The 14599-nt window shown below is 64.9% G+C and carries 16 protein-coding genes and 1 pseudogene; 8 read left to right on the forward strand and 9 right to left on the reverse strand.

Annotated elements, in window-relative coordinates; translation table 11 throughout:
- Window positions 1-29: 29 nt before the first annotated feature.
- The 5 genes and pseudogenes from C662_RS04505 to C662_RS04525 form a co-directional block, all read left to right on the forward strand.
- Window positions 30-620 (forward strand): chemotaxis protein CheD, encoded by a 591-nt coding sequence (locus C662_RS04505; RefSeq protein WP_002925469.1) that lies wholly within the window; start codon window positions 30-32, stop codon window positions 618-620.
- A gap of 20 nt (window positions 621-640) precedes the next feature.
- Window positions 641-1504 carry a CheR family methyltransferase gene (locus tag C662_RS04510; RefSeq protein ID WP_002925470.1) on the forward strand — a complete coding sequence of 288 codons (864 nt, stop codon included), beginning with the start codon at window positions 641-643 and terminating at the stop codon, window positions 1502-1504.
- A complete protein-coding gene (locus C662_RS04515) occupies window positions 1501-2565 on the forward strand; it encodes a protein-glutamate methylesterase/protein-glutamine glutaminase (RefSeq protein ID WP_002925471.1) in 1065 nt (354 codons plus the stop codon). Before C662_RS04510 ends, C662_RS04515 begins: the two co-directional genes overlap by 4 nt.
- A 104-nt stretch (window positions 2566-2669) precedes the next feature.
- Window positions 2670-3521 (forward strand): CheR family methyltransferase, encoded by an 852-nt coding sequence (locus C662_RS04520; RefSeq protein WP_002925473.1) that lies wholly within the window; start codon window positions 2670-2672, stop codon window positions 3519-3521.
- Between the two features lie 23 nt (window positions 3522-3544).
- Window positions 3545-4108: pseudogene (locus C662_RS04525) on the forward strand (chemotaxis protein CheB); the annotation flags it as partial.
- Between the two features lie 5 nt (window positions 4109-4113).
- Here the strand turns inward: C662_RS04525 and C662_RS04530 are convergent.
- The gene (locus C662_RS04530; RefSeq protein WP_002925476.1) at window positions 4114-5202 is read right to left on the reverse strand and encodes a substrate-binding domain-containing protein; all 1089 of its coding nucleotides are present in this window, start codon (window positions 5200-5202) and stop codon (window positions 4114-4116) included.
- Window positions 5203-5330: 128 nt separating this feature from the next.
- On the opposite strand from C662_RS04530, the gene C662_RS04535 reads away from it, so the two are divergent.
- On the forward strand, window positions 5331-6164 hold the full coding sequence (locus C662_RS04535) for an extracellular solute-binding protein (protein ID WP_002925478.1): 834 nt from the start codon (window positions 5331-5333) through the stop codon (window positions 6162-6164).
- 25 nt (window positions 6165-6189) lie between these two features.
- Here the strand turns inward: C662_RS04535 and C662_RS04540 are convergent, their stop codons facing one another.
- Window positions 6190-6660, reverse strand: a complete 471-nt coding sequence (locus C662_RS04540) for an Lrp/AsnC family transcriptional regulator (RefSeq protein ID WP_198291877.1) — start codon at window positions 6658-6660, stop codon at window positions 6190-6192.
- Window positions 6661-6830: 170 nt separating this feature from the next.
- Here C662_RS04540 and leuA point away from each other — a divergent pair, with 170 nt between their 5' ends.
- Entirely contained in the window at window positions 6831-8543 is a 1713-nt protein-coding gene (leuA, locus tag C662_RS04545; RefSeq protein ID WP_002925483.1) for a 2-isopropylmalate synthase, read from the forward strand.
- Here the strand turns inward: leuA and C662_RS04550 are convergent.
- The 7 genes from C662_RS04550 to C662_RS04575 form a co-directional block, all read right to left on the reverse strand.
- Window positions 8499-8804, reverse strand: a complete 306-nt coding sequence (locus C662_RS04550; protein WP_037984109.1) for a hypothetical protein — start codon at window positions 8802-8804, stop codon at window positions 8499-8501. The two genes, leuA and C662_RS04550, sit on opposite strands and share 45 nt — an antisense overlap.
- Before the next feature lie 59 nt (window positions 8805-8863).
- A complete protein-coding gene (locus C662_RS04555; protein ID WP_157354455.1) occupies window positions 8864-9526 on the reverse strand; it encodes a C39 family peptidase in 663 nt (220 codons plus the stop codon).
- A gap of 44 nt (window positions 9527-9570) precedes the next feature.
- Window positions 9571-10152: a hypothetical protein gene (locus C662_RS04560; protein ID WP_002925488.1), complete on the reverse strand. Its 582-nt coding sequence runs from the start codon at window positions 10150-10152 to the stop codon at window positions 9571-9573.
- A 366-nt stretch (window positions 10153-10518) separates the two neighbouring features.
- Window positions 10519-10671, reverse strand: coding sequence for a hypothetical protein (locus C662_RS20255; protein ID WP_157354456.1), 153 nt, complete (start codon window positions 10669-10671; stop codon window positions 10519-10521).
- 48 nt (window positions 10672-10719) lie between these two features.
- Window positions 10720-11070, reverse strand: a complete 351-nt coding sequence (locus C662_RS04565) for a hypothetical protein (protein WP_002925490.1) — start codon at window positions 11068-11070, stop codon at window positions 10720-10722.
- A gap of 156 nt (window positions 11071-11226) precedes the next feature.
- A complete protein-coding gene (locus C662_RS04570; RefSeq protein ID WP_002925493.1) occupies window positions 11227-12102 on the reverse strand; it encodes a transporter in 876 nt (291 codons plus the stop codon).
- 269 nt (window positions 12103-12371) lie between these two features.
- Window positions 12372-13163 (reverse strand): DUF2059 domain-containing protein, encoded by a 792-nt coding sequence (locus C662_RS04575; protein ID WP_232433214.1) that lies wholly within the window; start codon window positions 13161-13163, stop codon window positions 12372-12374.
- A gap of 392 nt (window positions 13164-13555) precedes the next feature.
- Here C662_RS04575 and C662_RS04580 point away from each other — a divergent pair, with 392 nt between their 5' ends.
- Window positions 13556-14389, forward strand: a complete 834-nt coding sequence (locus C662_RS04580; protein ID WP_002925497.1) for a DUF3025 domain-containing protein — start codon at window positions 13556-13558, stop codon at window positions 14387-14389.
- Window positions 14390-14599: the final 210 nt, after the last annotated feature.

Below are 14599 nucleotides of genomic sequence, written 5' to 3' on the forward strand. Positions count from 1 at the left end.
CGACTGCAGGCTGCCGAGGACAGTCCCGCATGATCGACTGGCACAACATGTCGCCGCAGGAAATCGAGCGCCGGGCGAGGAACATTGCGCCGGGCGAGTGGGCGGTCGAAATGCAGAAACCGATCTCCACCCTGCTCGGCTCCTGCGTTGCCGTGTGCATGTACGACCCGGCTGTCGGGGTCGGTGGCATGAACCATTTCATGCTGCCGAACATGCGCAAGCGAGAGGGGACGGTCGACGTGGATTCGCTGCTGTCCGGAGACTACGCGATGGAGGTGTTGCTCAACGGCATCCTCGGCCGCGGCGGCGCTCGCCATCGCATCAAGGCGAAGGCGTTTGGCGGCGGTACGATCATCAGCGGCATCGCCGCTTCGGGCATCGGCAAGCGCAATGCCGACTTCGCGCGCGAATGGCTCGATCGCGAAGGCATCGAGCTGATCGCCTCGGACTTCCTCGGCGCTTGCTCACGCAAGCTGCTCTTCGTGCCGGCGACAGGTGATGCATACTGCCGGCGCATGACCACCACAATGGCCACGGCCCAGGAAGTCGCCAAGGCCGAGCAGGCCTATGCCGAATCACTGCGACGTCCCCCGCCCAAGTCCAATGTCGAACTGTTCTGAGCTCGGGACTCCACCCGTACATGGATAACCAAAGCCTGACCGACCAGGAATTCAGCCTGTTCCAGAAGCTGATCTACCGCCTTGCCGGCATCAACATGGCCGACAGCAAGAAGGCGCTGGTGGCCGGCCGCCTGTCACGACGCCTGCGCCACTACGGCCTCGACAGTTTCGGTGCCTATTACACGCTCGTCACCAGCGGCGACGCCCTCGACGAACGCCAGTTGATGGTCGACCTGCTGACCACCAACGAGACCTACTTCTTTCGCGAGGCGGCGCACTTCGACTTCCTGCAGGACTTCGCCGCCAGCCGGCGCGGCCGCCCGCTCAGGGTCTGGAGCGGTGCGTCGTCGAGCGGCGAGGAGCCCTATACCATTGCCATGGTGCTGGCCGAAACCCTGGGCATGTCAGCCCCCTGGGAGGTGATCGCCTCGGACATCAGCCTGACCGTGCTCGAACGCGCCGCAGCCGGGCTCTATCCGCTCGAACGCGGTCGCGGCATTCCTCCCGAGCTGATGAAGAAGTACTGCCTGAAGGGCGTTCGCAGCCAGGACGGAAACTTTCTCGTCATGTCCACGCTACGCGAGCGGGTGACGTTCCGCCATCTCAACCTGCTCGAACCTCACCACCGCGACCTCGGCCAGTTCGACGTCATCTTCCTGCGCAACGTAATGATTTACTTCGACAACGACACCAAGCGCAAGGTCATCGCCAACATGCTCCCCCACCTGCGCGAGGACGGTGTCTTCATCGTCGGCCACTCGGAGACGCTGACCGGGATCACCGACCAGCTCGGCGCCCTGAGGCCGACGCTGTACTGCCGCGCGGGTGCCCGCGCCCAGTTCGAGCGCTACCGCAGCGCAACGCGAAGCGGGCACGGACGATGAACAGCCGGATCAAGGTCATCATCGTCGATGACTCGGCGGTGGTGCGCCAGACCGTGCGCCAGGCCCTCGAGCGTGACAGCGGCATCGAGGTGATCGCGGCAGCCTCCGACCCCTTGTTTGCCATGGGCCACATGCAGCGCCAGTGGCCGGATGTGATCGTGCTCGACATCGAGATGCCACGCATGGACGGCCTGACCTTCCTGAAGAAGATCATGACCGAGCGCCCCACACCGGTGGTGATCTGCTCCTCGCTCGCAGAGAATGGCGCTGCCGCAACCATGCAGGCCCTGGCGGCCGGCGCGGCGGCGATCATCACGAAACCCAGAATGGGCGTGAAGCAGTTTCTCGAAGGCAGCGCCAACGACGTGGTACAGGCGGTGAAGGCCGCCGCACGGGCCAACGCGAGCCGGCTCGCGCCGCGTACCGTGGCGCCCAAACTGAGCGTCGACGCCATGATCGGCGCTGGCCTGGGAAGCGGCTCGAGCATGGTGCGTACCACCGAACGCGTCATCGCCATCGGCACATCCACCGGCGGTACGCAGGCGCTCGAAGCCGTGCTGACCCGCCTGCCGGCGGTATGCCCGGGCATCGTCATCGTCCAGCACATGCCCGAGCGCTTCACCGCGATGTTCGCCGAACGCCTCGACAGCCTGTGTGCGCTGGAGGTGCGCGAAGCGTGCCACGGCGACCGCGTCATGCCCGGACGCGCGCTGATCGCCCCCGGCGGCAAGCACATGATGCTCGCCCGCAGCGGCGCACAGTACACCGTCGAAGTGGTCGATGGCCCGCTGATCAATCGCCATCGGCCCTCTGTCGATGTGCTGTTCCGCTCGTGCGCCAGATTCGCCGGTCGCAACGCGGTCGGCGTGATCATGACCGGCATGGGCGACGACGGCGCACGTGGCCTCAAGGAGATGCACGATGCCGGCGCCCACACCATCGCCGAGGACGAATCCAGCTGCGTCGTCTTCGGCATGCCGCGCGAGGCGATCAAGCTCGGCGGTGTGGACCAGGTGCTGCCGCTCGACCTCGTTCCCGAAGCGATCATGAAGGCGGGTTGAAAGGTCGCAGCGCACACGAGGCGCCGACGCGGCATCCATGCGGCAATGCTGATGCATACTATCGGCGGCGGATCCCCACCCATGTTCAGCACAGGCGCTCGACAATGCACAGCACCGGCCTCACCGACCAGGAGTTCAAGCTTTTCCAGACGCTCATCTACAGTCTGGCGGGCATCAGCATGGCCGACAGCAAGAAGCAGCTGGTTGCGGGTCGCCTGTCGCGCCGACTGCGTCACTACGGCCTGGACACCTTCGACGCCTATTACCGGCTGGTCACCCGTCCGGACCAGGCCGTCGAGCGCCAGTTGATGGTGGACCTGCTGACCACCAACGAAACCTACTTCTTCCGCGAAGCCGCGCATTTCGGCGTGCTCGCCGAGCTTGCGGCCAGCCGTCGCGGACGAAGCTTCCGGGTCTGGAGTGGTGCCTCGTCCACCGGCGAAGAGCCCTACACCATCGCCATGGTGCTGGCCGAGACCCTGGGCATGTCGGGCAACTGGAAGGTCATGGCCTCGGACATCAGCCTGACCGTACTCGAGCGCGCGCGCGCCGGCGTATACCCGCTCGATCGCGGACGCGGCATTCCACCGGCGCTGCTCAAGAAGTACTGCACGCAGAGCGGACAGGGGCTCGATGCCAGCCTCGAGGTCGTGCCCCAGTTGCGTACCCGCGTGGAGTTCCGCCAGATCAACCTGATCGCCCCTGGCCATGCCGCAATGGGCAAGTTCGACATGATCTTCCTGCGCAACGTCATGATCTACTTCGATCAGGACACCAAGCGCAAAGTCATCGGCAACCTGCTCCCGCACCTTGCGGACGACGGCATCTTCATCGTCGGGCACTCCGAAACCCTCAGCGGCATCACCACCGAGCTGACGTCCCTGCGCCCGACCCTGTACACCAGGCCCGGCGCACGAGAACAGCTCGCACAGTTCACCAACAACGCCCGCCGATGAAGCTCGACCGCCTCCCTCGCAGCGGCGAACGCATCATCGCCATCGGTACGTCCACCGGCGGTACCCAGGCACTCGAAACAGTGCTCACGCGACTACCGGCCAACTGTCCCGGTATCGTGATCGTGCAACACATGCCCGAGCGCTTCACCGCGATGTTCGCAGCGCGTCTGGACAGCCTGTGCGCACTCGAGGTGCGTGAAGCGCGCAACGGCGACATGGTCCAGCCCGGGCGGGCATTGGTCGCCCCCGGCGGCAGGCACATGCTGCTCGCGCGCAGCGGCAGCCATTACTCGGTGCAGGTGGTGGATGGCCCCCTCGTCAGCCGCCATCGCCCGTCGGTGGATGCCCTGTTCAACTCCTGCGCCAAGGTCGCCGGTCGCAACGCGGTCGGCGTGATCATGACCGGCATGGGCGACGACGGCGCACGTGGCCTCAAGGAGATGCACGATGCCGGCGCCCACACCATCGCCGAGGACGAATCCACCTGCGTCGTGTTCGGCATGCCGCGCGAGGCGATCAAGCTCGGCGGCGTAGACCAGGTGCTGCCGCTGGAGCGCATACCGGACGCAATCCTGAAAGCTGTTTGAGTGCCTCACTTTCGTCTGGGGAAACGCCACCAGGGCAACACACGGCTCATCGAAAGCACCTCACCGCTATTCGAGGGTTGGTAGCCGGGGAGGCTCACCAGCCGACGCTGCCACGCGCTCGAACCGAGCAGTGCGAGAAGCGCACGGACTGCGGATTGATCCAGGGTGGACTTCAGGCAGGCGAGGAAGTATGTCTCCTCCACCAAGGGTATGAAGTCCAGCCCCCGGTCACGAGCACTTGCCTCAATCCCGAAACCGGCATCGGCCTCACCGCTTGCCACGGCCTGGGCAACCGCGGCGTGCGAAGGCTCGTCCACATCGTAGCCTCGGATCGCGAAAGGGCTCACCCCGAGCTCCCCCAGAAGCTCGTCGAATACGACACGCGTACCCGTACCGCGAGCCCGGTTGACGAAACGCACGCCTGGCCGCGGAAGATCACGCAGCCCGCATAGGGCGAGCGGATTACCCGGCGCCACGATCAAGCCCTGGCTGCGGCGCGCAAAACCGATGAGCTTATGAAGCCCGGGGCGCAACAGAGGCTTGTAGGTGTGGCGGGAGAGCGAGTCGGGCGCTGCGGGCTGGCGGACATGGAAGCCTGCCATCGTGCAACGGCCTTCGTTGAGCGCTCGGATGGCGTCGACGCTGCCCGTGAAGCGTATGTCCAAGTGCAGACGGCCAGAACGCGCCTCCTCGGCCAGGGCCGCAAGCCCTTGATCGTAGCTTGCGTGCAAGCTCAATACATGCGCCGACTCATCGAAAGCGATCGCAAAGGCGCGCTCCAGATCTCCACGCAGAGCTTCGATCTGCGGCAAAAGCCTCGCCTGCACCTGGCGTTCTGCCACAAGCAGCTTGGCCGCAAACGCGGTAAGCCGCGCCGCCTGTCCCTTCTCCCAAAGGATCAGCGGCTGACCAAGCTCGGCCTCCCAGCGCTTGAGTTCGCCCCAGACATGACGGTAGGACAAGCCAAGCGCGCGTGCTGCAGCCGAGATCGAGCCCTGCACACTGACCGCCTGCAGCAGGTCCAGCAAGGGGTTGCGCACCAAGGCGGGTGCCGCCGCCGGGCCGAGGGTGTAGTTGAGGCTGATCCTATGCATAGCCGTTCATATTGATGAGCTTAGGTTAGGCCAATAGATTGCGCCAAGCTGGTCGCTGAAGCCAATCCTGCCGATCACTCCAATTTGCCTACAACACGGTTGCCCGATAGCCGACGGAGACGATACCCATGCGCACCTCACTGCTTTCCCTCGCCAGCAAGCACGTCGCAAGCCTCGTTGCGGCCACCACCATCGCACTGTTACCGCTCGTCGCCCAGGCGCAAGCCACCTCGATCGTGATTGCATCCACCACCTCGACCGAGCAGTCGGGCCTGTTCGGCCACATCCTGCCCCAGTTCAAGCAGGCAACCGGCATCGACGTGAAGGTGGTCGCGCTGGGTACCGGACAGGCGCTGGATGTGGGCCGCCGCGGCGACGCCGACGTGGTGTTCGTGCATGACGCTGCGGCCGAGCAGAAATTCGTCGACGAGGGCCACGGCGTAGCGCACCGCCAGGTGATGTACAACGATTTCGTGCTGGTCGGCCCCAAGGGCGACCCGGCAAGCGCGGCAGGCAATGACATCGCCGCTGCGCTGCAGAAGCTCGCCGCCGCCGGAGCCCCTTTCGTGTCGCGCGGTGACAAGAGCGGCACCCACGCGGCCGAACTGCGCTACTGGAAAGCCGCCGGCCTGGAGGACAAGGGCAGTGGCTACAAGGAATGCGGCTGCGGCATGGGGCCGGCGCTCAACATGGCGGCATCGAGCGGCGCCTATGTCCTCACCGACCGCGGCACCTGGCTCAGCTTCAAGAACCGCGCCGACCTCGCAGTCCTGGTCGAGGGCGACACCCGGCTGTTCAACCAGTACGGCGTGATGGTCGTCAATCCGGCGCGCCACCCACACGTCAAGGAAGCCGAAGCGCGCAGCTTCGTCGACTGGGTCGTATCGCCCGCCGGTCAGGAAGCGATCGCCTCGTACAGGATCGCTGGCGAGCAGCTCTTCTTCCCCAACGCCGGGCAGTAAGCGAACGCCGGCAAGTAAGCAACGATCAGGCGCTGCCCAGCGGCAGCGCCGTCTTGTCGATCACCCGCCGCAGCACGAAGCTCGAATGCACCCCGGTGACACCGGGAATGCGGGTAATGCGGTTCAGCAGCAGTTCCTGGTAGCCGTCCATATCGGTGACGACGACCTTCAGCTGGTAGTCGGCATCCTGACCGGTAATGAGCAGGCACTCGAGCACCTGCGGAATGTTCTCGACCTCGGCCTCGAAATGCGAGAAGCGCTCGGGCGTGTGGCGGTCCATCGAGATGTGGATCAGCGCCATCAGCGACAGGCCGAGCTTCTTTGCATCGAGCAGCGCGCGGTAGCCGATCACCAGGCCGGACTCCTCCAGCGCGCGCAATCGCCGCAGGCAGGCCGAAGGTGACAACGCGATACGGTCGGCGAGCTCCTGGTTGCTGATTCGACCATCCTGCTGCAACATATCCAGAAGCTGGCGGTCATAGCGGTCAAGCTGCATGATCAGGCGCCCCATTGTTCATGAATGGTAGATTGTTGCACCAAACTTCCGTTTCGTGAACTTTTCTGCCGGCAAACACCGAATCGCACTGCAACAACGCAATCGTCTGCCGCGGCTCGGCGCGTAAACTCTCCTCCATCGAATCACGCCACGCCCCCGAGGACCGCGCCATGATGTTGCAGAACCCCGCCGCCAAGTACCGCCCCTTTGCCCCGATCGCACTCGCCGACCGCCAATGGCCGAACAAGGTCATCGACCGTGCGCCGATCTGGATGAGCACCGACCTGCGCGACGGCAACCAGGCGCTGTTCGAGCCCATGAACGTCGAGCGCAAGATGCGCATGTTCCGCACCGTGTGCGACATCGGCTTCAAGGAGATCGAGGTCGGCTTTCCGTCCGCCTCGCAGACCGACTTCGACTTCGTACGCACCCTGATCGAGGGCGGCCACATCCCGGCGGACGTCACCATCCAGGTGCTCACCCAGGCGCGCGAGGACCTCATCCGCCGCACCATGGCGTCGGTACGCGGTGCGCCACGGGCGATCATCCACGTCTATAACGCCACCTCGCCCACCTTCCGCGAAGTCGTGTTCAATATGGACAAGCCCCAGGTGGTTGCGCTCGCGGTGTCGGCCGTGCGCTTGATCAAGCAGATCGGCGCGCAGATGAGGGCCGAGTGCGGCACCGAGATCCGCCTCGAGTACAGCCCGGAGACCTTCTCCGCCACCGAGCTCGACTTCGCCAAGGAAGTCTGCGACGCCGTCACCGCCGAATGGGGCGCGACGCCGGACAACAAGGTCATCATCAACCTCCCCGCCACGGTCGAGGTCGCCACGCCCAACGTCTACGCCGACCAGGTCGAGTGGATGCATCGCCAGCTCGAGCGCCGCGACAGCGTCGTGCTCTCGCTCCACCCGCACAACGACCGCGGCAGCGGCATCGCCGCAGCCGAACTCGGCATGATGGCCGGCGCCGACCGCGTCGAGGGTTGCCTGTTCGGCAACGGCGAGCGCACCGGCAACGTCGATATCGTCACCCTCGCGCTCAACATGTACACCCAGGGCGTCGCGCCCGGGCTCGATTTCTCCGACATCAACGCGGTTGCGCGCACCGTCGAGTACTGCAACCAGTTGCCCATCCACCCACGCCACCCCTATGTGGGGGATCTCGTATTCACGGCCTTCTCCGGCTCCCACCAGGACGCCATCAAGAAGGGATTCGCCGCCCACAAGGCGGACACCCCGTGGAACGTACCCTACCTCCCGATCGACCCCGCCGACGTCGGCCGCAGCTACGACTCCGTGATCCGGGTGAATAGCCAGTCCGGCAAAGGCGGCATCGCCTACCTGCTCGAGACCGAGTACGGCATCGTCATGCCGCGTCGGCTGCAGGTGGAATTCTCGCGCGAGGTCCAGCAGGTCACCGACGCCAGCGGCGGCGAAATGTCGGCGTCGGCAATCTGGAACCTCTTCCGCAGCACTTACCTCGACACCGTCGCGCCGGTTCGCTACGTCGAGCACCATCTGTTCGAGCACGGCGAGGCGCAGGGCATCCGCCTGGTGGTGGAGATCGGCGGCACCCGACACCTGCTCGTCGGCGAGGGCAACGGCCCGATCGACGCCGCCATCCACGCCTTGCGCGGCGCCGGCATCGACGTCCAGGTGCGCAGCTTCGAGGAGCGCTCGATCACCCCCAGCGAGGACGGCGGCAACGCCCAGGCCTGCGCCTTCCTCGAGCTCACCGAGGCCGGCGGACAAGGCGGCGACCGCTACGGCGTGGGCGTAGACGGCAACATCGTCACCGCCTCGATCCGCGCCATCATCAGCGGCATCAATCGCCTACAGCCGGCGCGCGCAGAAGCACCGGCAGAAAAGGCGGCCTGAGGCGAGCGGCGGGCGACGCGCGGTCAAGGCGATCAGCATCACCGCCACCTGGCGGTCGCGCGCTTCATCTCCGGGCAGGCCCATGTGCTCGCGCCTGATAGCCTCGATCCGCGCGGCGATCCCATCAGCGGATGCATCACACACAAGCAGACGGACGATCTCCGGCACATAGTCGTAGTACTCCGTCTGTGCGCCAGGCTCGGAGTCGATACTGAGCGGATCCCACACCGTGTGCAGGATCTGGCTGACCCGCTTTGCCAACACACGCCATGGGCGGGTAGCCGGCCTCGGTATCACTTCGGACCCTCCGGATGCCACGGTTACGGCTGCACGCGAAACGCGAGCTGCGCCGTTGCATTGGCGCTCTGGCGGCGCGGCGCTCGGGTGAAGAAATCGTTGGGCGGTACGCCGTCCGAATCGACGGGCAGCACCGCCAGAAACTTGCCCGCCAATCCATCGTCCGCGTCTTCGCGCGTCTGCCACATCGCCAGAAACTGAGCGCGACTATAGGTGCGATTGCCCAGCGACGGATCGGCCAACCACACCGTGTCGCCGCTGATGCCGCGCAAAACGGTGAAATGGTCGTCCTTGCGGTGCTTCACATACACGACGACGGGCATCCTGAGCCGTGAAAGCTGCTCCCAGCTCGCAGCAAAGCCCTGCGCCCGAAACCCGAACTCCGGCAAGGCGCGCGCCATATCGTCGAAGCTGGCCCGGCCATCGCCCTTGTCCATGGCCTTGAGCAAGGCTTCCTCAGTGACGTTCTGGCCGTAAAAACTGTTGAGCAAGGTTGCCAGGGACGCCGCGCCGCAAGAGTAGTCCAAGTCCTGCTTGACGATGCGCGCGTCGCGGCGCGTCTTCCAGCTTTGCACCGGGACGATGCGATGGACGGAGTGGGTGACGAGCAGGACGCCTTCGGCACGCCGGGGCGGGCCTGCGTCCGCCGTGCCGAGAGTATCCGCCAACACCATGGTGCTGATCATGGGCAGCGCAGCGATGGCGATGAGGCGCCTGTGCAAGGGTCGCATCAACCCATGCCCGCCGGCCCTGCGCCCGGAGGCGGCAGCGGGACAACCCCGAGCATGGCCAGCACGATGCCGAGCACCGCGAACACGACCATAGAGGCCAGCATGGCCGGGATCAGCCCGAGGACGATGCCGCCGATGCTGTAGCCCAGGCTCGCCTTGGGAATGGCGCCCGACAGCGCATTGGCCCCAACCCACACCGAATACAGCCACAGCGGAAAGGTGAATAGCGGGGCGACCCCGAGCGCCGACAAGCCCGCACCCAGGGCATCGGCCACCAGCCACGACGCTGCCACCAGGTTGAACAGATCGCCCTGGCCGTCCCAGCGGCCACCGCGCCTCATCCACCAGCGCAGCACGCCGACGATGATCAGAAACGCCACCCAGGTTGTGAGAAGGCCCATGCCCACGGCCAGCCACAACGGCGGTACGGGCATGTCGGGTGGCGCGGCGCGCAAGCTCGGATCGAGGCCGATCAGCAGGCCGATGAGCGTGATGGCCAGTCCCGATTGCCAACGCGGAAAATCAAGGCGCGATAAGGGAAGTTTGCGTAGAAGGAAGAGGGAGAGAGAAGTATTTAGCATTCCGACGCTGACCAATTCAGTGCTTCCGCTTGTAGCGGAATAGACGAGTATGAGTGCTCCAAGGCAAAGCAATCCGAGCAGCACAATGACTACCGGATTCGCCGCTTCTTCCGTGCGAGAGTCATGTAGCCCAAACCCCGCAAGCATGACCCACGCACTCAATCCGAGACACAAGGCCAGTACCGGTTTGCGGCGGCTAGCGACATGCCGCGACCAATGCATCAGGGAGAAAGGGGTCATCCGGGCAAGAATGCCGTACAACCCTTATGGGGATGCTGGAAAGCCTACTAAACAACACCCCGTTAGTAAAAAGATCAAAGACCTATCTGCGAAAGCGCGAACAGTGAGAACACACCGTTTCCTGAGTCAGACGAGGCCGCGCAGCCAGGCTAAGAAATATGCTCCTGCCCATACGAGCAAAATAATCACGGCCAGCACAAATGTAACCAGGTTGGCGAGATGATGACCAGCATCGGCACCAATGCCAATCAGTCGCTTCAGAAGGGAGAGTATTTTCATTTTTGACCGTCGCTTGCCCCAGTATTCACTGGGGCAAGGCTCCATGCATTACAAGCCCAAGCGGTCCAGTACCTCAATCGTTGCCATTCCTGCGTGGTAAAGAGGCATGTATGCGGACGACTGATAAACCGTCCAAGCGGCAGCACTTAAAGGTGGGGCGTCGTAGAGGATGTACCACCAGACCGCCCCTTCTGTCTCCCTCATCTCCTGCTGCGACAGCGCCGCCAGTTGCATCGGCTGCCCCGCCTGCTCGAACATCGCGTCGATGTCCGTCTGGCTGAACGCCGCAACCGGTTGCGCGGCTTGCAGGTTCTGCACCTGCACCTCGCTGGCGTTTGCCTGGGCCGACAGCATGCCCACCATGGCCAGCGCCACCGCTGCGTGTTTGAACTGCTTCATATAGACTCCTTCATGTCACGAAGTACAACAACAAGCCTCGAAACAGACTCCCGAGGCACCCATTGACGGTGTTTGCGGCACCGGCAATTTGTCCCGGGCGGCTTGCCGCCCGACTTTCTCGCGCTACCTTCGCACTCCTGCACGCCGCGCCAGCGATCAGAACGTGTACAGCCAGTTCGCCCGCAGTTCCGTGCCGCTGCGCCCCGAGGCGTTGACCTTGAACGTGGTGTTGAGCGTGTTGCCGCGGGCAACGCCGTAACCGACCCCCAGCAGCAGATCGGTAGCCGTGCGGTCGATGCCCTGGCGCTGGCCGTCGAAGCGGTCGGCCTGGCGGCGCGTCCATTGCACGCCGGTGGTCAGCGTCACGCGGTCGTTCACCGCAAAACCCACCGAGGGGTTGAGCAGCAGCAGGTTGCCGGGCCGGTAGTCCTGCGTGCCGTCGCGGCGGCTCTGGTTGAAGCGGTAGGCGGCGGTCAAGGAGAACACGATCGGGTCGATGGCCGTGTAGGTGGTGACGCCCAGCATGGCCGACTTGAAGCTGGCGCTGCTGTGGCGATGTTTCTCGCGCAGGGCGATCTCCCCGAAACCGAGCACGGCAGGGCCGTCGTCATCCTGCTTGAACTGGTAGTTGACGCCCGCCCAGGCATCGGCGAAACCCGCTTCACTGCTCGATGTCGTGCCGCCCACGCCGCTGCTGCGGTGGCTCGACGACAGGCTGCTCATGCGGGCATAAACCTCGGCCTTGGCCGTCAGGCCATAGCGCATGCCGAAGGTGGCGACCAGGGTGTCGCTGTTGCCGATGCGCTCGCCCACGAGCGTAGGCACGGTTACGAACGAGGTGGGCCCGGTCTGGACGATGATCGGCTCACCCGTCGACACGCCACTGCGGTCCATGTTGGCGTAGGCCAACGACAGATCGAGCTTGACCTTGCCTTTGTCGGTGATGAGGTCTTCCACGGTGAGCGGCAGGTCGGCCCAAGCCGCAGGGGAAACGGCCAGAAGCAGGCCGGCAAGGCGACAGCGAGAAATCATGACGATTAAATTATTCCATTGGCGTTTTTTATCTTAAATGGATTATACCCCCCCCCCGAACAAATGCATGTCAATTGCAATAACGCAGATGCGCCGTTCACGGCCATAGCGCCTGCTCCGACTGCATGAAGGCGAGCCGTACGACTCGCTCGTCGGCGTACGGCTGCGCGTCGGCTAGCATCCGGCCACCGACGTCACAGCTCGCAAGGGGTTTCGATCACCCGGATGGCGCAGCAACTGCAATCAATCCGGCCCCGGGCATCATCCTCTCAAACGGGTCGTTGCCCCAGCCGCCGCCCGGCGGCCTCTCCGACCACCTCGGACAGGGCCGCCAGGGTCTGGTAGAAGCGGGTGCCGAATTCGATATACAGTGCCCGACCAGCCGGACTGTTCGCCCTTTTCAGCAGCTGTCCGAGTTCCTCCGTATCGAACTCCTGGTACGCGGCGGCAGAGTGAACGAGCAGCATCTGAGCCATCTGTGCCCGCATCGCAAAACGCTGTGCATTCATGTGGCTCTGCACCTCGTCGAAGCTGGGTCTCGCCGTGCCCTGGGGCAGGGTCGAGATCAAACCCCACTCCAGCGCCAGCTGGCTTTGCAGCGCCATGTTGGTGGCCTGCTCCACCGCATCGGTGGCCTGCAGCCAGGACTGCAGCAGTGCCATCCGGCTGGCATCCTGGCTGAGCGTCTCCATGATCTGCGGCGCCCGCTCCATCATCTCGCGCTGGAAGGCCGGCGAGGCCGCGTGCTCGTCGGCGGCGGTCAGCTTCCTGCCCAGCGGCGTCGCATAAAAGCCCAGCCAATCGGCCAGCTGCTCTGCGCTCAGGCTGGCTTGCAGGTGGGCGGTGACCGCCTGCTGCAGGCCCTCGAAGCCAAACACCTCGTCAGCCGCAGCCTTGAGCGCAGCCTCGACCTCGGGAGGCACCGCCGCCCCCTGAGCCCTGGCCTGGTCGAGCCCCTGCCTGAAATAGATGGGCAGCTCCCGCACCATCCGCTCGATGCTGGTCACCTGCAACAGCCGCCGCCAGTCGGTGGCGGCTGCGTCGGCCTGGACGCCCTGCATGCCATCCTGCTGAGCAAACACATGCGCCCCCGGTGCAAGCAAGCTCAATGCGAGCAGCCCTGCACCCAGGAATCGAAACCGTTTGAACATGATCACTCCTTATCAATGAAACACTTAGGCAGCATCAGGACCGCCAAGTCCGGCCAGCCGGGTTCGAGAGCGCTGGCGCGGCACCAGGCCGCACGCACACTGACGTGCTTGCCCAAACACGAGGACCATCAGACAAGGCCACCAAGACGCCAGCGAATCTGCGTGTTGCCCCACGCCCGTAAATAGTATTTATTCTCATCTAGGCTTTTGTCATTTTTATCGCTCTACTCCCCGCTTGTCAAGCGCATACGGCTCAGATGAGTTTCCAGTAACGGGCGGTTTGGAGAAGGCACAATGCGAGGATGAGCACCGCAGATCACCATCCCGCAAGTCTCGCTACAAAGCCTCTGTTCGCACCGATCGGGCGCTGGCTCGAACGCTGCGCCGGCACCGGCCTGCCTGACCACGCGGCGCTCGACGCCCTGCTCGCCGAGGCGGCCCCGGGCACCCGCAGCGGTGGCGGGGCGCCGATCCGCTTCGTGCCGCCCGGGGATACGCCTGCGGGCTACGAGGCGCACATCTTCGCCCGCGGCGAGGTGCCGACCCGCAGCGGCGACTGGCACGATTTCTTCAATGCGCTGGCCTGGTGCGCATGGCCGCGCACCAAGGCCACGCTCAACCGCCTGCATGTCGAAGAACTGCAGACCCGCACGGCGGCGGGCCTTTCCGGGCGCGGGCCGCGCCGCGATGCACTGACCCAGTTCGACGAATGCGGCATCGTGGTGGTGTCGGCCGATACCGAGATCCCCGCGCTGCTCGCCGCGCATGAGTGGGAAGCCGCGCTCTGGGATCGCCGCCAGCGCCTCGCACGGACCACCCGCTTTCTCGTCTTCGGACACGCCACCTGGGCGCTGCTGCGCGCCCCCTTCTTCGGCCTGTGCGCGAAAGCCCTCTACCGCAGGGTCGCACCCGACTGGCTGGCGCTGCCGGCGGACGCAGCGCTGGCCGACACCGACGCCTGGCTCGCCCACGCGTTCGCCACCATGATCGGCGACTTCAGCCCGCGCAGCCTGTCACCCCTGCCACTGCTCGGCATCCCCGGCATGACGCCCGAAAACGATTGCGCCGCGTATTACCGCGACACCCGCCAGTTCCGCCCGCGCCGCGCGCATGAGGCCCACGTCGCCATCCTCTGATATTCGATATGGATGATCCGGACGGCGCCACGTACAATGCCTTCGTCATTGAAAGCACAAATGCTCATGCCGCGTCCACCCACCACCCCAAAGACGGCCCCCAGGACTGCCCAGCGGGCCTGCACCGCCTGCGCGCCCGCACCCACGGGCGCTCAACGCCCCCGACTGCCAATAAACGCTGCATCGCGACTCGGGCCTGCCCGGACGCAC

This window comes from Thauera sp. 28 (assembly GCF_000310145.2).
Lineage (GTDB): Bacteria > Pseudomonadota > Gammaproteobacteria > Burkholderiales > Rhodocyclaceae > Thauera > Thauera mechernichensis.